Below are 20,535 nucleotides of genomic sequence, written 5' to 3'. Positions count from 1 at the left end.
CGCCTGGCCTCACCGGGCGGAACGTGCTCGGGTGGATCCGGTCTCCCGACGGGCGGAGGCCGGTGTCGAAGGAGGGGTGCGCATGACGACTCACCACCACGGGACTCCGGACACGGTCGTCGTCGGAGCGGGGCTCGCCGGTCTGGCCTGCGCGCTGGACCTGTGCCGGGCCGGACGGCGGGTGGCGCTGCTGGAGGCGTCGGACGGGGTCGGCGGCCGGATGAGCACGGACCGGCGGGACGGGTTCCTGCTGGACCGCGGGTTCCAGGTGTTCAACACCTCCTACCCCCAGGTCAAAAGGCGCCTCGACCTGCGCGCCCTGCGACTGCGGCCGTTCACCCCGGGCATCGTTGCGCACACCCCGGCCGGTGCCGTCCGCCTCGTTGATCCGACCCGGCGTCCGCGGGCGGCGGGAACGCTGCTGCCCGGGAAGGTGCTGGACGCCCGTGACCTGGCCGCCCTCGCCGCGCTCACCGCCCGGGACACCCTGCTCCCCGCCGGTCTGCTCAAACGGGGCCCGGACCGGTCCACCGCCGACGCCCTGACCCGCGCCGGAGTCTCCGACGCGGTGGTCACCGACATCCTGCGGCCCTTCCTGTCCGGGGTGTTCCTGGAGGACCGGCTGGAGACCTCCGCGCGCTTCTTCCACCTCGTCTGGCGCAGCATGGTCAGGGGCACCCTCTGTCTGCCCGCCGGTGGAATCGGCGCCGTCCCCGCCCAGTTGGCCGACGGCCTGCCCGCAGGAGTTCTCCGGCTGGAGACGCCCGTCGAGGCGGTCACCGACTCCGGAGTACTCCTGACGGACGGCCGGGAACTGCGGGCCCCGTCCGTGGTGGTGGCGACGGACGCCGCCACGGCGGCACGTCTGCTGCCGGGCCAGGAGGTCCCGGAGACCCGGACCGTCACCACCTACTACCACGCCGCGCCCCGCACACCGCTGGCCGAACCCACGCTGGTCGTGGACGGCACCGGCGAGGTACTGAACACCTGCGTGCCGACCGAGGTCGCGCCCACCTACGCACCCCCCGGCACCGCGCTGGTCTCCACCTCCGTCCTCGGCCCCGACCGCCCCGGAGCGGACGGGACCGTCCTGCGCCGCCTGGCCGAGCTGTACGGCACCGACACCGGCGACTGGACACCGGTCGCCACGTACACCGTCCGGGGTGCACTGCCCGCCATGACGCCGCCGTGGCCGACGAGCCGCACGACGCGTGTCTCCGAGGGCCGCCACGTCTGCGGCGACCACCGGGCGACCGGCAGCGTGCAGGGCGCCCTCGCCTCGGGCACCCGGGCCGCCCGGGAACTGCTCGCCGACCGGGCCGGCGACTGACCGCCGACCGGACGGCACCCGCCGCATCCACCACGGGCCGGGACACGGAATACCCGGACGACACCGACGACGGGCGAGACCGCCGCCCTGACCCTGCGATCGGGAGTGGACAGTGAACCTCGACGGCGCGCGCGTGCTGGTGGCCGGTGCCACCGGCGTCCTCGGCGGTGCCCTCACCGCCGAACTCGGGGGCCGCGGAGCGCGGCCGGCACTGGCGGGACGCGACCCCGCGCGGCTCGCGGCGGCCGCACGCGCCCACCCGGGCGCCCCGACCGTCACGTTCGACGCCTACGACCCCGCGTCCTGCGCCCGCGCGGTCGACGACGCGGCGAAGGAACTGGGCGGGCTGGACGCCGTCGTCACCGCCTTCGGGTCGGTGGCCTTCGGCCCGGCGGCGGAGGTCGGCGACGAGATCGCGGAGCACCTGACGGCCGTCAACGTCCTCGCGCCCACCGCCTTCTTCCGCGCCGCCTTCACCGTCCTGGGTCCCGGCTCGGCGATCGCCGCCTTCACCGGGATCGTCGCGCGGCGCCCCCAGGCGGGCATGGCCGACTACAGCGCCTCCAAGGCGGCGCTGAGCGCCTGGCTCGACGCGGCCCGCCGCGAGGTACGGGCCGGCGGCATCCGGGTCCTGGAGGTCCGGCCGGGACACCTCGACACGGGCTTCGCCGACCGGCCCGTCGCGGGCACGGCCCCGCCGATGCCGGCCGGCGGCGACCCGCACCGGGTCGTGGCGGCCGTCGCCGACGCGCTGGCGGCGGACGCCGAACTCGTCCGCACCGACCCGGACGGAACACCCGTCGTCGAACGGCGCACCAGGTGAACCGGCCCGCCCCCGCGCCCGACGCGACGTCGGACGTCGTCATCGTCGGCGGCGGTGCGGCCGGACTCAGCCTCGCGCTCCGGCTGACGGCCCCCGCCTCCCCGACCGTCACCCTCGTGGAGGCCCCGGACGGCCCACTGCGTCCCCCCGAACGGACCTGGTGCTACTGGGACCACGACACCCGCGACACCGATGACTTCGAGGAGGCGATCGGCGCCTCCTGGTCCCGGCTGCGCGTCCACGGCACCGACGGCCGCGCCGTCACCGTCGACCCTGCACCCCTGCGCTACCGCATGCTCCGGTCCACGGACTTCGAACGGCTGGTGCACGCGCGGCTGGCCCGTTCCCCCGGCGTACGGGTCCTGCGCGCGACGGCGGACACGGTGCGCAACACCGCCGACGGCACGGCGGAGGTACGCTGCACCACCCCCGACGGCGGCACCCGGCTGCTCCGCGCACGCCAGGTGTTCGACTCCCGCCCCAGGCCCGCCCTGCCCCCGGCCCGGACTCAGCTGGCGCAGCACTTCCGGGGCTGGTTCCTGCGCACCGACGCCCACCGGTTCGACCCCGGCGTGGCCGACCTCATGGACTTCCGCGTCCCGCAACCGCCGCACGGCCTCGCCTTCGGCTACGTACTGCCCCTGGCACCGGACCGCGCGCTCGTCGAGTACACCGAGTTCTCCCGGACCCCGCTGACCACCGAGGCGTACGAGGCGGCGCTGGCCCACTACACCCACGACGTCCTGAAACTCGGCGCGTTCACCGTGGAGTCGGCGGAGCAGGGAGTCATCCCGATGACCGACGCGCGCTTCGCCCGCCGGGTGGGCCCCGCAGTGTTCCGGATCGGCACCGCGGGCGGTGCCACCCGGCCCGCGACCGGCTACACCTTCGCCGCCGTGCAACGGCAGAGCCGCGCGATCGCCGCGGCCCTGCAAGAGGGCCGTGCCCTCGTGCCGCCTCCGCACGGACGGCGGGCCCTCGCCATGGACGCGGTCCTGCTGCGGGCCCTGGACACCGGCCGGATCAACGGCCCCGACTTCTTCACCGGCCTCTTCCGGCGGATCCCGCCGCACCGGCTGCTGCGCTTCCTCGACGGCGACACCACCCCCTGGGAGGAATGGGGCATCGGCCTGCGCACCCCCGTGCGCCCGATGCTCCGCACCGCCCTCGAACTCCCCTTCCTGCCCCGGCGCCCGCACGGCACCCCACGAACCGGAGACAACCACCGATGACACTCCTGCGCGACCACGACCTGGCACGCGCCTTCGACCACGCCTCGCACACCTACGACCGGCTCACGGCCCTCAACCCCGGCTACCGCACCGACCTCCTGCGCTCGGCACGCCGACTCCAACTGCCCCGCGCCGGCGCCGGCCTGCACGTCCTGGACCTCGGCTGCGGCACCGGTACCTCCACCCGGGCCCTGCTGCGGGCCGCACCCCGCGCCCGGATCACCGCCGTCGACGCCTCGGCGGGGATGCTGCGGCGCGCCCTCGCCAAACCCTGGCCGGCCCGCGTCCGTTTCCGGCACCTGACCGCCGAGGAAGTCGTCACGACCGGCGAGGGACCGTACGACGCGGTCTTCGCCGCCTACCTGTTCCGCAACGTCACCGACCCGGACGGCGTCCTCGCCGCGGTCCGCACCCTGTTGCGGCCGGGCGGCCGGCTCGCCGTCCACGAGTACAGCCTGAGCGGCTCGGCCGCCCACCACGCCCTGTGGACCGCCGTCTGCCGGGGTCTGATCATCCCCGCGGGCACCCTGAGCGGCGACCGCGCCCTGTACCGGCACCTGTGGCACAGCGTCGTCCACTTCGACACCGCTCCCGCCTTCACGGCGCGCCTCACCGACGCCGGGTTCACCGGCGTACGCGCGGCCCCCGTCGCCGGCTGGCAGACCGGCCTCGTGCACACCTTCCTGGCCCGCAACGGTGTCGCCGCCCGACCGCTGGAGGTGGCCCGGTGAGCGCCGCCCGGCCGGCGGCCCGGCGCGGACGCGACCGCAAGGCCGAGATCATGATGCCCGCGCCGGGCCGGGCCCGCTTCGACCCCGGGGACGCCCCGGCGGTCGCCGTGGTCGGCGGGGGAATCGCCGGACTGGCCGCGGCCACCCTGCTGGCCGAACGCGGCGCCCGCGTGACCCTGTACGAACGCGAGGACACGCTCGGCGGCCGGCTCGCGGGCCGGCCCACCCGCCTCGCCGACGGGTCCGCGGCCACCATGAGCCGCGGCTTCCACGCCTTCTTCCGCCAGTACTACAACCTGCGCGGCCTGCTGCGGCGGACCGACCCCGGGCTCGACCGGCTGCGCCCCCTGCCCGACTACCCGCTGCGGCACAGCGGCGGGCTGACCGACAGCTTCGCCCGGGTCCCGCGCACCCCGCCGCTCAGCGCGCTCGGCTTCGTCGCCCTGAGCCCCACCTTCGGCTGGCGCGACCTCGCCGCCATGGACGCCGGGGCCGCGCTGCCGCTCCTCGACGTGCGCGTGCCCGAGGTCTACGACCGCTTCGACTCCACGAGCGCCACGGAGTTCCTCGAACGCGTCCGCTTCCCCGAGGCCGCGCACCATCTGGCCTTCGAGGTGTTCTCCCGCAGCTTCTTCGCCGACCCGCGGGAACTGTCCGCCGCGGAACTGCTGCTGATGTTCCACATCTACTTCCTCGGCTCGGCCGAGGGCCTGCTCTTCGACGTGCCGGACGAGCCGTTCCCCCAGGCCCTGTGGGACCCGCTCGGCGCCTACCTCCAGCGCCTCGGCACCGACCTCCGCACCGGCACATCCGTGCGCGGCGTCCACCCGGACGACGCCGGGGGAGTGGAGGTGCGCACCGACGACGCCCTGGACCGGTACGACGCCGCGGTGCTCGCCCTCGACCCCGGAGCCCTGCGCGGACTGACCGCCGCGTCACCCGGGCTCGGCACACGGACCTGGCGCGAGGACATCGCCTCGCTCGGCACCGCACCGCCCTTCCTCGTCTCCCGGCTCTGGCTGGACCGGCCGGTCCACGCCGACCGCGCCGGGTTCCTCGGCACCAGCGGCTACGACGGACTGGACAACATCAGCGTGCTGGAGCGCTACGAGGGCGAGGCCGCCCGCTGGGCCGCCCGGACCGGAGGCTCGGTGGTGGAACTGCACGCCTACGCGGTCCCCGCCCACGCCCACCCCGAGACCGTGCAGAACCGCCTCCTGGACAGCCTGCGCCGGGTCTACCCCGAGACACGGCGAGCCCGGATCGTCGACGCCCGGCACGAATGGCGCGCGGACTGCCCCCTCTTCCCGGTCGGCTCCTACTCCCGGCGGCCCACCGTCCTGACCCCCCACCCGAACGTGACGCTCGCCGGCGACGCCATCCGCTGCGACCTGCCCGTGGCCCTGATGGAACGCGCGGCCACCACCGGATTCCTGGCGGCCGGAGTGCTCCTCGCGGGCTGGGGGGTGCGGGGCCAGGTGCTGTGGACCGTGCCCCGGGCCGGCCGGTCACCCGTACTGCGGGCGCTCGGCCGGGCCGGGAACCGCGCTCAGCCCGGGAACCGGCCCGTGCTGCGCAGCGCCCACCGCCGCTCCGCGTAGGCGAGGTCGTCGCGCCACAGCCGCCCGGCCGTCCGGCGCATCAACGGCCGCAGCACCGGCGCGGCGGCCCGCGCGAGCGCGAAGCCCCGCCGGTCGGAGGCCGCGACGACCGCCTCGACGACGGCGGTCCGCGGACGCGCCGCCCCCTCGGCGGTCAGCGGCGTGGCATGGGTCTCCACGACGGACGTGGACCCCTCACCCTCCGTGATCCGCATGACGACCGTGCGCGGCTCCGGCGCGGTGAACTCCGCCCGGACCGGCACCACCAGACGGCCCGTCACCCGGAACGACACGTCCACGACGAACGCGTCGTCCGCGTCGCCCAGCGGCGGCCGGGCCACCGTCAGGTCCACGAACGAGTACGGGTGGAACCACGAGCCGTGCCACGGATCGAGCCGGTTGGCGACCACGTCCTGGGGCTCGCACCGCCCCACCGCCGTGAAGACGGCGTCCACACCGCCGTCCGGCGCGGGCCGTTCCGGGACCACGGGACGCTCCGAGGGCTCCTCGCCGCCGACCGCGTCCAGCCGGACCCACACCAGGACTCCGTCGTCGTGGACCGGGAACGGCTCCCAGCCGGCGAACGGCCCGCCGTCCAGGGCCAGTCCGTGCCAGTGGCACACCAGCGTCCCGCACACCACCCGGCTCTCCCGCAGGGGAGCGCCCAGATGCGGGCACGCCCCGGGGCCCGCGCGCAGCTCACCGGTGTCCGAGCGCCACAGCACCACCTCGGTGCCGCCCACGGTCCTCCCGCAGGGGCGGCCACCGGTGCGCACGTCCCGGGAGGCACCGACGACGAACCAGTTGCCCGAGGGACGCGCCGAGGCCCGTTTGAGGGCGTCGTCGATCAGTGCCGGGCGCGCCTCCCGCCAGGTCGGGGTCTGGGTCGCCCAGTCCGACCGGCCGCGCCGCCGCAGCGGCGGGGTCCAGCCCGCCCGGTCCGCTCGGTCACTCACTGCACGGGTCCTTTCGTCCGGGGCGCCGCGTCGCCCGTCCGCGGCGCCGGGTGCGTGCCGCGGGCACGTCGGCGCGCGCGTACGACGCCCACCACTCCGGCGGCGGCCGTGGCCGCGCGACGCCCGCGCGAGACCACGGCACGGCGGTGCACCACGGTGTAGTCCTGCTCCGCGATCGCGTCGAGAATCCCGCCGTAGAGCGTGAACGCGGTGCGGATGCAGGGACGCACCCGTGGATCGAGCATGGCGATGCCCGGCTCCGCCGCCCGGTACACCTCCCGCGTCATGGCCTCGGCGGCGACGAGCGCCGCGCGGATCCGGGGGTCCCTGCGTCCCGTGCGGCGGCTCCACTCCAGCAGCGGCCGGTCCACACCGTGCGCGGCGAGCAGGTCGGCCGGCAGGTACACGCGGCCCCGGTCCAGGTCCTCGCCGACGTCCCGCAGGAAGTTGGTGAGCTGGAAGGCGACCCCGAGGTCCGCCGCGTGCGGGGCGGCCTCCTCGCGGGGGACGACCGTGCCCAGCACCGGCAGCATCTGGAGGCCGATCACCGCGGCCGAGCCGTGCATGTAGGCGCGCAGGTCGGCGTAGGTCGGGTAGTCCGTGACATGCAGATCGCTGCGCATCGACACGAGGAAGTCGGCGAACAGCGAGTGCTCGATGCCGTGCCGTGCGGCGGTGTCGGCGACCGCCCGGACCACCGGCTCGGTCCCCTCACCGGTCCGCAGCCCGTGCGCGAGGTCGCTCTCCAGGACCCGCAGCAGCCGGTCGCGTTCCGTCGGTGTGCGGTGCCGGTCCAGGTCGTCGACGATGTCGTCGGCCCAGCGGGCGAAGCCGTACAGCGCGTGCACGCGGGCGCGGCGCTCCAGCGGGAGCAGCCGGGTGGCCAGGAAGTAGGTCTTGCCGTGACGGGCGTTGAGCCGTCTGCACAGGGTGTAGTCGGCGCGCAGGCCGGGATCGGTGATGTGCGCGGCATCCAGTTCACGACGGGCCATGGGAGCCTTCCGCGGTCGGGGTGACATCGGCACGCTCGGCTCGTGGCGCCGTACGGGGGTGCACCGTACGGGCGGCGGCACGGGCCCCGCCGGTGACCCGTGCGGCGGCGAGCTTGCCACTGATCAGTACGGTCGGCACGCCCACGCCCGGGGTGGTGCCGCAGCCCGCCAGTACGACGTTGTCCACGCCGTGCACCAGGTTGCGGGGGCGGAACGGGCCGGTCTGGGCGAAGGTGTGGGAGACCGAGAAGGGGCTGCCCGCCGCGTGCCCCTGTGCCGCCCAGTCCAGCGGGGTGACCAGCAACTCCTCCTGGACACCGGCCGCGAACCCGTCCAGTCCCCGCCGCTCCAGCTCGGCGACCAGGCCGTCCCGGTAGCGGGGACCCAGGTCGCGCCACGCGGCGGCGGAGGGCCCCACCTCGGTGTTCGGGCACGGCGCGAGGACGTAGTGGAGGTGGCGGCCCGGCGGTGCGAGGCCGGGGTCGTGTGCCGTCGGCCGGGTGATCAGCAGGGACGGGTCGCTCATCAGCCGCCCCGTGCGGGTCAGTTCGTCGAAGGTGGCTTCCCAGGCGCCGCCGAAGGACAGCGTGTGGTGGGCGAGACCGGGCCACGTCCGGTCGGTTCCGGCGTGCAGGACGACCGCCGAGGGGGAGTGCCGCAGCCGCACCGGACGCCTCGGCGCGCGCCCCAGCAGCCGGTGCGCGGCGGGCAGTTCGCAGGTCAGCACCACGGCGTCGCAGGGGATCCGCTCCCCGGAGGCCAGCCGCACGGCCCGCACCCGGCCCGCCGACCGCTCCAGCGACGTCACCTCGGACGACCAGCGGAACCCGGCCCCCGCCGCACCCGCCGCGTCCGCCATCCCGCGGGGCAGCGCGTGCATGCCGCCCTTGGGGAACCAGACCCCGGCCACGGTGTCCATGTAGGCGATCACTGCGTACGCCGCGAGGGCCCGGGCCGGGGCCACACCGGCGTACAGCGCCTGGAAGGAGAAGACACGGCGCAGCCGCGGGTCGGCGATGAAGCGGCCGATCCGCCGGTCCAGCCGCCCGAAACCGCCCAGCGCCGCCAGCCGGGCCAGGTCGGGGTGGAGCAGCTGGAAGGGCGAGTCGAAGTTCGTGTCGATGAAGCGCCGCATCTGCGCCCGGTACAGCCGCTCCAGCCAGTCCCGCAGCCCGCGGTAGCCGGCCGCCTCGACAGGACCCGCGAACCGCCTCACCTCCTCCTCCATCGCCTCGCCGTCGGTGTGGACGTCGAGGGCGGTCCCGTCGGCGAAACACGCCCGGTACGCCGGATGCAGGGGCGTCAGCTCGACATGGCGGTCGAGGCGGTCACCGACGGCGGCGAACGCCTCGTCGGCCAGGTGCGGCATGGTCAGCACCGTGGGTCCCGTGTCGATCTCGTAGCCGCCCAGGCTCACCCGGCCCGCCCGGCCGCCCGGCCCGTCGTCCCGTTCGACGACCGTCACCCGGCGGCCCGCGCCCAGCAGGTGCAGCGCGCAGGCCAGCCCGGAGAGCCCGGCGCCCACCACGACCACGTGATCCGTCGGCCCCGTCACCGTCCTCACGCGGCCTCCCCGGTGGTGCGCCCCGCGACGACACCGGACGCCCGCTCGACCAGGGCGGTGAACTCATGGCGTACGGCGGGCTCGGCGCCGGTCCGGGCGAAGTGCCGCAGACTCTTCGCGGCCAGCTCCGTGATGGTCGCCTCGACGACGGCCCGCGCCCCGGTGCGTTCCAGGGCGTCGCGCATCCGGCGCACCACGTCGTCCGGGGCGGGCCGCGCCCCCGGGGCCAGCGCGTCGGCGGCGTCCGCATCGCCGCCGGCCTCGGCGGCCCTGAGGCCGACGGCGAGCAGACACGTCAGCTTGCGCGTGCGCAGGTCGTCGTCGGCCGGTTTGCCCGTCACCGCCGGGTCGCCGAAGGCGCCGAGCAGGTCGTCGCGGAGCTGGAAGGCGAGCCCGGCACACCGTCCGGCGGCCCGCAGCGCGTCCAGGGCCGGCCCGTCGGCACCGTTCAGCACCGCGCCCAGCGCCAGCGGGCGTTCGACCGTGTACAGGGCGCTCTTGAGGGTGGCGACGCTCAGCGCCTCGTCGACGCCCAGCGCCCCGGTGGCCTGCGCGTGCAGGTCCCGGTACTGACCGGCGACCATCTCGCCGCGCATGTCCTGCCACTCGCGGTGCAGCCGGGCGCCGTACGGCGAGCCGAGCGCCGTCTCGGTCAGCAGGTCGTCCGCCCACGCCAGGGCCAGATCGCCGACGAGTACGGCGGCGGACGCGCCGAAGGCGTCGGCGGAGCCGCTCATCCCCGCGGCCCGGTGCGCGCGGGCGAGGTCGACGTGGACGGCGGGCGCGCCGCGGCGCAGCGGTGATCCGTCCATCACGTCGTCGTGGACGAGCGCGCACGCCTGGACGAGTTCGAGGGCCGCGCCCGTGCGCAGGACCGCCGTGACGTCCCCCGCTCCGCCGGCGGCCCGCCACCCGCACCACGCGAACGCCGTACGCAGCCGTTTGCCGCCGCGCCGGACGAAGGCGGCGACGCGCTCGGCGACGTCGTGGGCGTAGACGGGATCGACCTCGCGGGCCTGCCGCAGCCTGGCGTCGAGGACGGCGTCGAGCTCCGCCTCGGCGGCCTGGACGGCGTCGCGGGCCGTGAGCGGGCCGTCGGCCGGTCTGACCGGCTCGGCCACCGTGGACGGCGGTCCCAGCATGCACAACCCCTTCTCGCTCTCGGTCACCTGCACACCCGTGCTTCCGCCGGGCGGGCCCGAACGGATGCGCCGGATTCCCGCCCGTTGCTCAAGGCCCTTGCTCAAGGGGGCGCGTCGCCGCGGGCCCGTTCCTGGCGGCGCACGTCGGCCAGGTCGGTGAGCCGGTCCAGCTGCCGCACCGGACGGGCGGTGCGGTGGTTGTGGCCGAGCCGCTCCCGGTGGCGGTCGAGGAAGGCCCAGTAGCCCGCGGTGTAGGGGCAGGCGTGCTCGCCGGTCCGGTCGCCCGGCCGGTAGCGGCACGGCCCGCACAGGTCGCTCATCCGGTGCACGTAGGCGCCGCCCGACGTGTAGGGCTTGGTCGTCATCCGGCCGCCGTCGGCGTACTGGGACATGCCGACGACGTTGGGTACCATCACCCAGTCGTAGCCGTCCACGAAGCAGCGGTGGAACCAGTCGGTGACCGCGGCGGGGTCCCAGCCGCGCTGGAGGGCGTGGCTGCCGAGGACCATCAGCCGGGGGATGTGGTGGGTCCACCCCGTGTCCCGTACCTGGGCCAGCACCGTGTGCAGGCAGCGCGCCCGCACCGCGTCCGCGTCCAGCTCACTCCACCAGTCGGGGAGCGGGGCGGTGTGGCGCAGCTCGTTGGACCGCCGGTACTCCTCGCCGAAGTACCAGTACAGCTGCCACACGTACTCGCGCCATCCGGCGATCTGCCGGACGAATCCCTCCACGCTGCCCAGCGGCGCCCGGCCCGCCCGCCACTCCGCCTCCGCGCGCTCCACGCACTCCACGGGGTCGAGCAGGCCGAGGTTGAGCGAGGACGACAGCAGGCTGTGGCTCATCACGGGGTCGGCGGTGAGCATGGCGTCCTCGTACGGCCCGAAGCTGCCGAGCCGACGCGCCAGGAAGCGTTTGAGCGCCGCCCGTGCCTCGGTGCGGGTGGCAGGGAACAGCCGCGGTCCGTCGCGTCCGACGAAGGAGACGCCGCCGTCCTTCTCCCACCGGTCGAGGTCGTGGCGGACCTCCTGGTCGATCTCGTCCTCGCGCGGCCGGTAGGGCGCGGGAACCGGCAGGGTGTCGGTCTCGCGCGGGGGCGGCCGCCGGTTGTCGTGGTCGAAGTTCCAGCGACCGCCCGCCGGGCTGTCGGCGTCCATCAGCAGCTCGTGCCGCCGGCGCACCCAGCGGTAGAAGTCCTCCTGCCGCAGCCGCCCGCCACCGTGTTCGTCCGCCCACGCGGCGAAGTCGTCCGTCGGGACCATGAACCCCCGCGCCGGGCCGACGGTGACCCGGGGGAGGGAGCGCACCAGCCGGACGGCGGCGTACGAGGTCGGGTGGTGGACGGTGACCGGCCGGCCGCGGGCGGCCCGGTCCAGACCCTCCCGGTAGGTGTCGGCCCGCACATAGGTCACCCGGTCGCCCAGTTCGGCGGCCCGGTGCCGCATGGCGGAGAGCACCAGGTGCGCCTTGGCCCGGTGGAAGCGGCGCCGCCGGAACACCGACCGGGCCTCCACCATGAGCAGCGGAGTGTCCCGGCCGGGCCCGTGTCCGCCCGGCGTGAGGAAGTGCGGCCCGAGCTGGTCCCCGAAGAGCCAGTGCACGGTGCTTCCCATGACCGCTTCCTCCCGGCGCTCACTCCGATTCCGTCCCTGGTACGAGATCATGAGGGCAACGGCGCGACCGCGCCCGTCGCGGCGGGAGCACGCGGCGAGCCCCCTGCTCCACCCGGGTGAACGGCGTACCGGCGCATCCGATCCGGGCGCGGCCGGCGAAACAGGGGCATGAAGCTACGAGACGAACTGCCCGTCGATCACCACCTCGCGAGCGTCTACCGCTACGGTGCCGGATTCTGCGGACTCGTCCTGCTGGCCTTCGCCGCCCTCGGTTTCGCCGACGCCCTCAGCCCGTTCCGCACGGAGGGCGACACGGTCGCCGGAATGACCACGAACGTCGCCCTCAGCGTCATCTCCACCGTGGTGGGACTGGCGCTGCTCGGCGGGGCGGTGATCGGCGGCAACTTCGCCTCCACCCTCAACATCGTGGTGGGCGCGCTCTTCTTCCTCAGCGGCTTCGCCCACGTCTTCGTGCTGGACCGCCCGGCCAACATCCTGGACTTCGGCATGAGCAACGTGATCTTCAGCTTCGTCATGGGACTGTTCATCGCCACGTTCGGCATGTACGGCCGGGTCTCCAGCAAGCTCTCGCACGACAACCCCTACTGGGCGGCGAGACACCCCGAGCAGGCGGCGAGGGAGGAAGCGGCCGCGCGGAGCGCCCTGCCGAGTACGGCGGACGGCGCCCCGGCGCTGCCCGCGGCGGCGAAGGCTCCCCGTCGCGGGAAGCGGTGAGCACGGGGGAAGGCGGGCGGACCGCGGCCCACCCGCCCGTCGGTCCGCCGGTTCGCCCCGTCACCGGCAGCGAGCGGTGAATCCGTTCGCCGCCAGCCCCTGACAGAACGAGGCCTTGGCCGCGCCGTACCGGGAGAGCCTCCCGTCGACGAACCAGGTGGTGTCCGGCGGGAAGTCGAAACTCCCGTCGTCGATGCCGTCCCAGCCGTAGCGGAAGTCCAGGTTGATGTAGGCGATCGAGCGGATCACCCCGGTCAGGTCGTGCGTCCCGGGCAGGTTGGGAATCGGGCCCCGGTAGTTCATGAGGGAGAACAGGCGCTTCACCCACAGGTCACCGGCCTGCTGCTCCAGGCCGTCGGTGGAGGTGCCGTCGGCCGTGAAGTTCATCAGCCCCGCCTCGGAGAGCACGACCGGCCTGCCGTGGTCCCTGGCGAACTTCAGCAGCTTCAGCACGTTGGCGTCGTGGTCGAAGTTCCGCCACACGGCGGCCGGATTGCCGTGCGCGTCGGTGCCGATGTAGGCGTTGCGGCACTGCTTGGCGGCCACGTCGTAGTTCTGCGGCGGAGTGCCGTTGTACAGGGGGCCCCGGTCGTGGATGGGCAGGCACAGTTCGTGGGCGAAGACCGAGACGCCCATCCAGTCGACCGCGGCGTCACCCGGGTACATCGTCTCGAACTCGCCGCGCACCGGGTGGAAGACGTACTCCAGGTTGTGCGCGGTGGACCGGCTGTCGAGATAGCCCGCGAGGCGGTTGAAGGCGTTCTTGTACGACGAGCAGCTCGCGTCGGTGCAGTGGTAGAAGCCGCTCACCTCGTAGTCCAGCCGCAGCTTGAAGCGGACCCGGGGATGGGCCTCGGTGAAGGCCAGCAGCCGGTCGAGGGAGGCCGTGTGGGCGCCGGCGGCCAGCTCGGCGGTCACCGCCCGGGACCGTGCCGCCTTGGCGTTCTCGTCGCCGCCCTCGAACCCGGGCGGGTTGTCCTTCCAGCTGATGCCGACCTGGACGGTCTTCCCCTGCTCGGCGAGGAGGGTGGCGTACTCGCGGTGGGCGGGGTTCACCCAGTCGCCGCCGCGCAGCTCGTAGTAGACGGAGCCGCCGTCGGCGTGCTGCCCGAAGGTGTGGAAGTCGTCCCAGGCGCCCCTGGTGGACTGGCCGAGGAGCAGTTCGGGCGGCGCGGCCGCGGTGGTCGTGGTCCCGGCGGCCCGGGCGGATTCGGTGCCCACGGGCAGGAACAGAAGTCCCGCGAGGGCGGCGGCGGTCAGGGACCGCAGGACGGTTCTCACTCGTTGTGCGTCCATGTCGGCTTCCTGATCTCGTCGAGGAATCGGGCGAGCACCGTGGGGTCGGCCTGCACGCGCGAGTCGCCCCAGTTGCCGTTGACACAGCCGGGACCGCCGGCCTGCGCGCCGTTCGCGCACTGCCACTGGGTCTGCGCGTCCCAGTGGGTGTTGATGTAGGCCGCGGCGCGGATGACGTCCTTGTTGCGGTCCACCCAGTCGAAGTACCCGGCGTGCCAGCCGTCCCAGATCGCCTGGCCACTGGACGGCGCCGGGTTGTTGCGGAAGATGCAGCTCGTGGTCCCGGCGCCGGTGCGGGCGCCCTGCGGCGCGGCCTCGGACACCATGGCGGGCTTGCCGTGCGCGCGGGCGAAGTCGAGGAGCCGGTCCTGGAGGCCGACCGGATCGGTGTCGTACGTCCCGCAGCCCCACTGGGTGCGCACCGAACGGGAGTTGTAGAACGAGGAGAGCCCGACCCAGTCGACGTACTGGTCACCGGGATACCAGTCGTCCAGATGGCCGGGGTCGGTCACGATGTAGTTCCACTCGGGATGGTCCGGGTGGGTGTTCACCGGCCAGGCGGCGCTCTGCCACACGGTGGCGACCCGGGTGGCGCCGAGGGCGTCGACGCGCCCCTTGATGTAGCGGAAGGCGTCCTTGTAGAACTCGGAGTTGTAGCAGTTCCAGGGGCCGTCGAACTCGTAGCCGATGCGCAGCAGGATGTCCCGGTCGTAGTTCTTGAACCGGTTGATCATCTCGTCGACCTTGGCGCGGTACCGCGTGACGAGGTTCGGGTTGCCTGCGGTGACGTCCGCGTCGTCACGGCCGATGATGGCGCGCAGCGGCTGGTTGGTGCAGCCGGAGGTGGCGTCGGAGAGGTACAGGCCGACGGCGACGGTCGCGTTCGGGTACTCGCGCATCGTCCGGGCGAAGTCGACCGTCCCGGCGCCCCAGTCGGCCGGTCCGGTCATCCCGGCCAGGGCCTCGGGGGAGCCGCCCAGGACCAGGTTGGTGTACAGCGTCACGCCACCGGGTTCCGGTGCCCCGAGCGCCGGGTCGTCCAGCACGTCGGTGCGGTAGTCGCTGAGCGTGTCGCTGTCCTGGCCCATCACCAGCATGACCTTGCCGTCGGCGGGGGCCGACGGGGCCGGATCCGCCGCGGCGGTCGAGGGCAGCCCGGTCAGGGCGAGCAGGACGGCGGCGGCGACGCCCGCGCCGAACGCCCGTCTCTTGTGCGTCATGTGTGTCTCCGCTTCGTAGGGTCACGGCGCTCGCATGGTGCGGTGGGCGCGAGGCCGGGTCAACCGGACGCGAAATTTTCGTAGAACCGAGCAGCTCGCGGGCCTGACACTACGAAACTTTGCAGAACGCCACCCCAGTTGGGGCGAACGCGCAGGTCGACCGGCCGGCTACTAAAGTTTTCGCGAAACTATTGACTTTGTTTTCGGAGGCGGCGACCTTGTTGCCACTCATCCACACCCCCTGCTCCGGAGGACCACCATGGGCCGTACGCGTGCCCGCAGAACCGCCGCCGCGCTCTGTGCCGCCACCGCTCTCCTCGCCCTGTCCGCCTGCGGCTCGGGCTCCGGCACGGCCGACGGCAAACTCACCCTGACCGTCGCCACGTTCAGCGACTTCGGCTACAAGCCCCTCATCGAGGAGTACGAGCGCACCCACCCCGACGTCGACGTCAAGGAACGCATCTCCCAGTTCGACCAGCACCACAACCAGCTCTCGACCCAGATCGCCTCCGGCAGCGGTGCCGCCGACGTGGTCGCGATCGAGGAGGGCTATCTGCCCAAGTTCCGGGCGGTGAAGGACAAGTTCACCAACCTCGCCGACTTCGGCGCCCTGGACCGCGAGGACGAGTACCTGGACTGGAAGTGGGAGCAGGGCACGCTCGGCACGCCCGGCTTCGTCATGGGTTACGGCACCGACGTCGGCAGCCTCGCCATCTGCTACCGCAAGGACCTGTTCGAGCAGGCCGGGCTGCCCACGGACCGCACGGAGGTCGGGAAGCTCTGGCCCACCTGGGACGCCTACTTCGCCACCGGGGAGAAGTTCCAGGACCGGGTGAAGGACAAGGCGTGGTTCGACAGTTCGGGCAACATCTTCACGGCGATGATGAACCAGACCGAGTTCGGTTTCTTCGACGCCCGGGACCAGTACGTGGGGGAGACGAACCCCAAGGTCCGTGCGTTCTTCATGGCGAGCGCCGAGGCGACGGCGGACGAGCAGTCGGCCAACCTCCAGCCCTTCAGCCAGCAGTGGAACGCCGGCATCAAGCAGGGCCGGATGGCCACCATGACCTGTCCCGCCTGGATGACCGGACAGATCGCGACCGCCGCCGGCGAGGCGGGCGCCGGGAAGTGGGACATCGCCGCGGTGCCGGGCGGCGGCGGCAACTGGGGAGGCTCCTTCCTGACCGTGCCCAAGCAGAGCGAGCACGCCAAGGAGGCCGCCGAACTGGCCGGCTTCCTCACCTCGGCCGCCGCACAGAAGAAGATCTTCACCGGTCCGGTCGGCGCACTGCCCTCACTCGTCCCCGTCCTGGAGGACCCCGAGGTGCGGGGCACGAAGTCCGAGTACTTCAACGACGCCCCGACGGGGGAGATCTTCGCCTCCTCCGCCCAGAGCCTCAAGCCCAACTACCGGGGCACCAAGGACCAGCAGGCCCGCATCCCGTTCGGCAACGCCCTGCAACTCGTCGAACAGGGCAAGGCGGACCCGGAGGAGGCGTGGGACAAGGCGCTCGACGAAGCCGCCAAGAACCTCCGCTGACGTCGGACGGGCGGCGCCGCCCCCGGCGCGCTGCCACCTTCCCTCCCCAGCCCTCCAGCCCCTCCCCGTTTCGGAGACCAGCATGGCGCTCCAGGCCACCACCACAGACCCGCCCACCGGGGCGAAGCCCTCTCGTCGCATCCGCGGGGAGCGCCATCTGCTCCCCTACCTGTTCATCGCCCCCTTCTTCCTCGTCTTCGGTGTCTTCGGGCTCTATCCGCTGCTCCAGACGTTCTGGGTGTCCCTGCACGACTGGGACCGCCTCGCCGGCGCGGGGGAGTGGGTCGGTCTCGCGAACTTCAGCAGGCTGCTGGAGGACTCGGACTTCTACACGGCCACCTTCAACACGCTCAGCATCTTCGTGCTCTCCACGGCGCCGCAGCTGCTCGCGGCCCTGGGCGTCGCCTGGCTCCTCGACCGCCACCTGCGCGCACAGAGCGTCTGGCGGGCCCTGGTCCTGGTGCCCCAGTACGTCTCCGTGGTGGCCGTCGCCCTGGTGTTCTCGCAGCTCTTCGGGCGGGACTTCGGCATCGTCAACTGGGTGCTCGAGGGCACAGGACTGATCAGCGACCCGATCGACTGGACCGCGGACACCTGGAGTTCGCACCTCGCCATCAGCTTCATGGTCATGTGGCGCTGGACGGGCTACAACGCGCTGATCTACCTCGCGGCCATGCAGGCAGTACCGCGCGACCTGTACGAGTCCGCGCAGATCGACGGCGCCGGCCGCCTGCTCACCTTCCGGAAGGTCACCCTGCCCGCCATCCGGCCGACCATCGTCTTCACCGTCGTCATCTCCACCATCGGCGGCCTGCAACTCTTCGCCGAACCCTTCCTGTTCGACCAGCAGGGCAACGCGGAGGGCGGTGCCGAGCACCAGTTCCAGACGCTCACGCTGATGCTGTACAAGTACGGCTTCATCAACAACGACGCCGGGTACGCCTCGGCCGTCTCCTGGGTGCTCTTCCTCGTCATCGCGGTCGTCGCCGCCGTGAACTTCCTGCTGGCACGCCGCTCCGAGCGCGGCTGACCGCCGCCCCGCAACCTGGAGACCCCCATGGCCGTCACCACACCACCCCGCGTCCCGGCACCCGGTCCCGGTGCCACCGCCCGCCGCCGCGCCCTCCGGACCGTCCCGAAGCGCGGACCGGGCAGGCTCGACCATGCCGGACCCCTCGCCTACGCCCTCCTGGCGGCGATCACCGCCGCCTCCGTCTTCCCGCTCTACTGGAGCGTCGTCGTCGCCTCCCACGACGACAACTCCGTCCTGGCCGGCTCCACACCGCCGCTGGTGCCGGGCGGTCACCTGATCGAGAACATCCAGCGCGTCTTCGAGCTGTCCGCCTTCTGGCAGGCCCTCGGCAACTCCTTCGTCGTCGCCGGCACCACCGCCGTCAGCAACGTCCTGCTCTCCTCCCTGGCCGGCTTCGCCTTCGCCAAGCTCCGCTTCCGGGGCCGCAATCCGCTGCTGGTGTGCGTGGTGATCACCGTCATGGTCCCGACCCAGCTCGGCATCATCCCGCTGTACATGCTCGTCACCGACATGGGCCTGTACGGCAAGCTGTCCGCGCTGATCGTGCCCGCGCTGGTCTCCGCCGTGGGCGTCTTCTGGATGCGCCAGGCCATCGAGGAGAACATCCCCGACGAACTGATCGAGGCCGCCCGCATGGACGGCGCCGGACTCCTGCGCACCTACTGGCACGTGGTGGTGCCCGGGGTGCGGACGACGGCGACGGTCCTCGCCATGTTCACCTTCATGTTCGCCTGGAACGACTACTTCTGGCCGCTGATCGCGCTGCCGCCGGAGAACGGCACCGTGCAGATCGCCCTCAACCAGCTGGCCGCCGGCTACTACACCGACTACACCCTGATGCTCGCCGGCGTCGTCGTCTCCGTCCTGCCCGTCCTCGCGGCCTTCACCCTGCTCGCCCGGCGCATCGTCTCCGGCGTGATGGCCGGCGCCATCAAGGGCTGACGCACCCCTCACCCCCGGAGAGACACATGACTGCCGTGCCCACCGCTCCCGGCCAGGACCGGTCCGAGAGCCGAAAGCCCGACGGGCGGCGAGGCCCCGACATCGTCAACCCCGTCCTGCCCGGCTTCCACCCCGACCCGTCGATCCTGCGCGTCGGCGACGACTACTACATCGCCACCTCCACCTTCGAATGGCTCCCCGGCGTCGCCGTCCACCACTCCCGCGACCTCGTCAACTGGCGGTCGCTCGGCGGCATCCTGCGCGAGGAACGCCTCATCGACCTGACCGGCCGGCCCGACTCCGGCGGCGTCTGGGCACCCTGCCTGACCCACACCGACGGCCTCTTCCACCTCGTCTACAGCGACGTCACCAACCTCTCCGGCGCCTTCAAGGACGTACGCAACCACGTCATCACCGCCCCCGCCCTCGACGGACCCTGGTCCGACCCCGCCCCCTTCCCCTCGCACGGCTTCGACCCGTCCCTCTTCCACGACGACGGCCCGGACGGCGACGGACGCAGCTGGGCGCTGTGGATGGAGTGGGACCACCGTCCCGGCCGCCACCCCTTCGCGGGCATCCTCCTCCAGGAATGGGACCGCGGGGAGCGCCGGGTCACCGGCCCGCTGCACCGGATCTTCGGCGGCACCCGGCTCGCCCACACCGAGGGCCCGCACGTCTACCGACGGGACGGCTGGTACTACCTGATGACCGCGGAAGGCGGCACCTCCTGGTCGCACGCCGTGACCGTCGCCCGCGCCAGGAACCCGACCGGCCCCTACGAGGCCGACCCGGCCGGTCCCCTCCTCACCTCCGCCGGACACGACCGGCTGCCGCTCCAGAAGGCCGGACACGGCAGCCTCGTCACGACCCCGGACGGCGAGTGGTACCTCGCCCACCTCCTGGCCCGGCCGCTCGGCCCCCTCGGCCCGTGCGTCCTCGGCCGGGAGACGGCCATCCAGCGTGTCGTGTGGACGGCCGACGGCTGGCCGCGCCTCGACGGCGAACCGCCCGCCGGTGACCGGGGCGGCCCACTGCCGCGCACCGTCGTGCCCGGACCCGCCCTCCCCCCGGCCCCCGCACCCCGCCCACCCGCCCGCGACGACTTCGACCGGCCGCGTCTCGCCGCCCCCTGGGCGACCCTGCGCCGCCATCCGGACCCCTCCTGGCTGAACCTGACCGAACGCCCGGGCCACCTGCGGCTGCGCGGCGGCCAGTCACTCGGCTCCACCCACGGCCAGAGCCTGGTGGCGCGGCGCCAGCAGGCCAAGGAGTTCGACTTCTCGGCCCGCCTCGACGCCGCACCGCGCTCACCGCTCCAGATGGCGGGCATCGTCCACTACTACAACTCGAGCCTCTGGCACTATCTGCACCTGACCTGGGACGAGAACCTCGGCCGGGTGCTGCGCGTCGGACTGTGCGCCCACGGCCGGTACTTCGAGCCCGCACCCCCGGTGGCGGTACCGCCGGGCGCCGTGGACCTGCGGCTGACGGTCCGCGGGGCGCAGGGCGCCTTCGCCTGGCGCGGCAGCCGGGCGACGGGCTGGCGGCGGACCGGCCCCGACCTCGACGTCACCCGGCTCTCCGACGAGAGCGCGACCCTCGGCGACCCGTCGACCGGACACTTCACGGCGTGGGGGTTCACCGGAGCCTTCGCCGGGCTGTGCGCCCAGGACCTCACCGGTGCCCGGATGACCGCCGACTTCGCCTGGGCGGAGTACCGGCACACGCCGTCCGGCGCCGACGAGGCGGGGTGAGCCCGGCGGACGGACCATGGCAGACTCCTGCGTG

The 20,535-nt window shown here is 73.5% G+C and carries 17 protein-coding genes; 10 read left to right on the top strand and 7 right to left on the bottom strand.

The genetic code is table 11. The annotated features are described in order from the left end of the window. Window positions 1-82 precede the first annotated feature (82 nt). From ACFC1X_RS12115 to ACFC1X_RS12095, 5 genes are all read left to right on the top strand, one after another. Entirely contained in the window at window positions 83-1,330 is a 1,248-nt protein-coding gene (locus tag ACFC1X_RS12115; RefSeq protein ID WP_376351657.1) for an NAD(P)/FAD-dependent oxidoreductase, read from the top strand. 112 nt (window positions 1,331-1,442) lie between these two features. Continuing rightward, window positions 1,443-2,153 carry an SDR family NAD(P)-dependent oxidoreductase gene (locus ACFC1X_RS12110; RefSeq protein ID WP_376351654.1) on the top strand — a complete coding sequence of 237 codons (711 nt, stop codon included), beginning with the start codon at window positions 1,443-1,445 and terminating at the stop codon, window positions 2,151-2,153. Then, the gene (locus tag ACFC1X_RS12105) at window positions 2,150-3,385 is read left to right on the top strand and encodes a lycopene cyclase family protein (protein ID WP_376351651.1); all 1,236 of its coding nucleotides are present in this window, start codon (window positions 2,150-2,152) and stop codon (window positions 3,383-3,385) included. Before ACFC1X_RS12110 ends, ACFC1X_RS12105 begins: the two co-directional genes overlap by 4 nt. Next, on the top strand, window positions 3,382-4,116 hold the full coding sequence (locus tag ACFC1X_RS12100) for a methyltransferase domain-containing protein (RefSeq protein WP_376351648.1): 735 nt from the start codon (window positions 3,382-3,384) through the stop codon (window positions 4,114-4,116). The genes ACFC1X_RS12105 and ACFC1X_RS12100 overlap by 4 nt, the downstream gene beginning before the upstream one ends. 50 nt (window positions 4,117-4,166) lie before the next feature. Further along, window positions 4,167-5,717 carry an FAD-dependent oxidoreductase gene (locus ACFC1X_RS12095; RefSeq protein ID WP_376352163.1) on the top strand — a complete coding sequence of 517 codons (1,551 nt, stop codon included), beginning with the start codon at window positions 4,167-4,169 and terminating at the stop codon, window positions 5,715-5,717. On the opposite strand, the gene ACFC1X_RS12090 is transcribed toward ACFC1X_RS12095, so the two are convergent. The 5 genes from ACFC1X_RS12090 to ACFC1X_RS12070 all read right to left on the bottom strand — a co-directional run bounded on the left by ACFC1X_RS12090 (window position 5,666) and on the right by ACFC1X_RS12070 (window position 11,981). Next, a complete protein-coding gene (locus ACFC1X_RS12090; RefSeq protein ID WP_376351645.1) occupies window positions 5,666-6,673 on the bottom strand; it encodes a DUF5914 domain-containing protein in 1,008 nt (335 codons plus the stop codon). The two genes, ACFC1X_RS12095 and ACFC1X_RS12090, sit on opposite strands and share 52 nt — an antisense overlap. Continuing rightward, entirely contained in the window at window positions 6,670-7,665 is a 996-nt protein-coding gene (locus ACFC1X_RS12085) for a phytoene/squalene synthase family protein (protein WP_376351642.1), read from the bottom strand. Before ACFC1X_RS12085 ends, ACFC1X_RS12090 begins: the two co-directional genes overlap by 4 nt. After that, complete coding sequence (crtI, locus tag ACFC1X_RS12080; RefSeq protein ID WP_376351639.1) at window positions 7,652-9,229, bottom strand: phytoene desaturase family protein; 1,578 nt, start codon at window positions 9,227-9,229, stop codon at window positions 7,652-7,654. Before crtI ends, ACFC1X_RS12085 begins: the two co-directional genes overlap by 14 nt. Further along, the gene (locus ACFC1X_RS12075; RefSeq protein ID WP_376351636.1) at window positions 9,226-10,371 is read right to left on the bottom strand and encodes a polyprenyl synthetase family protein; all 1,146 of its coding nucleotides are present in this window, start codon (window positions 10,369-10,371) and stop codon (window positions 9,226-9,228) included. The genes crtI and ACFC1X_RS12075 overlap by 4 nt, the downstream gene beginning before the upstream one ends. A 101-nt stretch (window positions 10,372-10,472) precedes the next feature. Next, window positions 10,473-11,981 carry a cryptochrome/photolyase family protein gene (locus tag ACFC1X_RS12070; protein WP_376351634.1) on the bottom strand — a complete coding sequence of 503 codons (1,509 nt, stop codon included), beginning with the start codon at window positions 11,979-11,981 and terminating at the stop codon, window positions 10,473-10,475. A gap of 168 nt (window positions 11,982-12,149) precedes the next feature. Here ACFC1X_RS12070 and ACFC1X_RS12065 point away from each other — a divergent pair, with 168 nt between their 5' ends. Further along, window positions 12,150-12,716, top strand: coding sequence for a DUF4383 domain-containing protein (locus tag ACFC1X_RS12065; protein ID WP_376351631.1), 567 nt, complete (start codon window positions 12,150-12,152; stop codon window positions 12,714-12,716). Between the two features lie 60 nt (window positions 12,717-12,776). On the opposite strand, the gene ACFC1X_RS12060 is transcribed toward ACFC1X_RS12065, so the two are convergent. After that, on the bottom strand, window positions 12,777-14,012 hold the full coding sequence (locus ACFC1X_RS12060) for a hypothetical protein (RefSeq protein ID WP_376351628.1): 1,236 nt from the start codon (window positions 14,010-14,012) through the stop codon (window positions 12,777-12,779). Continuing rightward, on the bottom strand, window positions 13,994-15,232 hold the full coding sequence (locus ACFC1X_RS12055) for an endo-1,3-beta-xylanase (protein WP_376351625.1): 1,239 nt from the start codon (window positions 15,230-15,232) through the stop codon (window positions 13,994-13,996). Before ACFC1X_RS12055 ends, ACFC1X_RS12060 begins: the two co-directional genes overlap by 19 nt. A gap of 259 nt (window positions 15,233-15,491) precedes the next feature. On the opposite strand from ACFC1X_RS12055, the gene ACFC1X_RS12050 reads away from it, so the two are divergent. From ACFC1X_RS12050 to ACFC1X_RS12035, 4 genes are all read left to right on the top strand, one after another. Beyond that, window positions 15,492-16,772, top strand: a complete 1,281-nt coding sequence (locus tag ACFC1X_RS12050; protein WP_376351622.1) for an extracellular solute-binding protein — start codon at window positions 15,492-15,494, stop codon at window positions 16,770-16,772. Window positions 16,773-16,854: 82 nt separating this feature from the next. After that, window positions 16,855-17,802 (top strand): carbohydrate ABC transporter permease, encoded by a 948-nt coding sequence (locus ACFC1X_RS12045; protein ID WP_376351619.1) that lies wholly within the window; start codon window positions 16,855-16,857, stop codon window positions 17,800-17,802. 27 nt (window positions 17,803-17,829) lie between these two features. Beyond that, on the top strand, window positions 17,830-18,747 hold the full coding sequence (locus ACFC1X_RS12040) for a carbohydrate ABC transporter permease (RefSeq protein ID WP_376351616.1): 918 nt from the start codon (window positions 17,830-17,832) through the stop codon (window positions 18,745-18,747). A gap of 26 nt (window positions 18,748-18,773) precedes the next feature. Continuing rightward, a complete protein-coding gene (locus ACFC1X_RS12035; RefSeq protein WP_376351613.1) occupies window positions 18,774-20,501 on the top strand; it encodes a glycoside hydrolase family 43 protein in 1,728 nt (575 codons plus the stop codon). Window positions 20,502-20,535 lie beyond the last annotated feature (34 nt).

The sequence above is a fragment of the Streptomyces sp. NPDC056128 genome (assembly GCF_042263835.1).
Taxonomy (GTDB): domain Bacteria; phylum Actinomycetota; class Actinomycetes; order Streptomycetales; family Streptomycetaceae; genus Streptomyces.
The sequence above is the reverse complement of the archived record's forward strand: the minus strand, read 5'-3'. Positions and strand labels throughout refer to the sequence as shown.

Excerpts from the sequence above, each read along its gene's own strand:
- ACFC1X_RS12115 (WP_376351657.1), top strand. The coding sequence starts at position 83 with ATGACGACTCACCACCACGGGACTCCGGACACGGTCGTCGTCGGAGCG.
- ACFC1X_RS12100 (WP_376351648.1), top strand. The coding sequence starts at position 3,382 with ATGACACTCCTGCGCGACCACGACCTGGCACGCGCCTTCGACCACGCC.
- ACFC1X_RS12095 (WP_376352163.1), top strand. The coding sequence starts at position 4,167 with ATGATGCCCGCGCCGGGCCGGGCCCGCTTCGACCCCGGGGACGCCCCG.
- ACFC1X_RS12085 (WP_376351642.1), bottom strand. The coding sequence starts at position 7,665 with ATGGCCCGTCGTGAACTGGATGCCGCGCACATCACCGATCCCGGCCTG.
- ACFC1X_RS12075 (WP_376351636.1), bottom strand. The coding sequence starts at position 10,371 with ATGCTGGGACCGCCGTCCACGGTGGCCGAGCCGGTCAGACCGGCCGAC.
- ACFC1X_RS12070 (WP_376351634.1), bottom strand. The coding sequence starts at position 11,981 with ATGGGAAGCACCGTGCACTGGCTCTTCGGGGACCAGCTCGGGCCGCAC.
- ACFC1X_RS12065 (WP_376351631.1), top strand. The coding sequence starts at position 12,150 with ATGAAGCTACGAGACGAACTGCCCGTCGATCACCACCTCGCGAGCGTC.
- ACFC1X_RS12060 (WP_376351628.1), bottom strand. The coding sequence starts at position 14,012 with ATGGACGCACAACGAGTGAGAACCGTCCTGCGGTCCCTGACCGCCGCC.
- ACFC1X_RS12055 (WP_376351625.1), bottom strand. The coding sequence starts at position 15,232 with ATGACGCACAAGAGACGGGCGTTCGGCGCGGGCGTCGCCGCCGCCGTC.
- ACFC1X_RS12050 (WP_376351622.1), top strand. The coding sequence starts at position 15,492 with ATGGGCCGTACGCGTGCCCGCAGAACCGCCGCCGCGCTCTGTGCCGCC.
- ACFC1X_RS12045 (WP_376351619.1), top strand. The coding sequence starts at position 16,855 with ATGGCGCTCCAGGCCACCACCACAGACCCGCCCACCGGGGCGAAGCCC.
- ACFC1X_RS12040 (WP_376351616.1), top strand. The coding sequence starts at position 17,830 with ATGGCCGTCACCACACCACCCCGCGTCCCGGCACCCGGTCCCGGTGCC.
- ACFC1X_RS12035 (WP_376351613.1), top strand. The coding sequence starts at position 18,774 with ATGACTGCCGTGCCCACCGCTCCCGGCCAGGACCGGTCCGAGAGCCGA.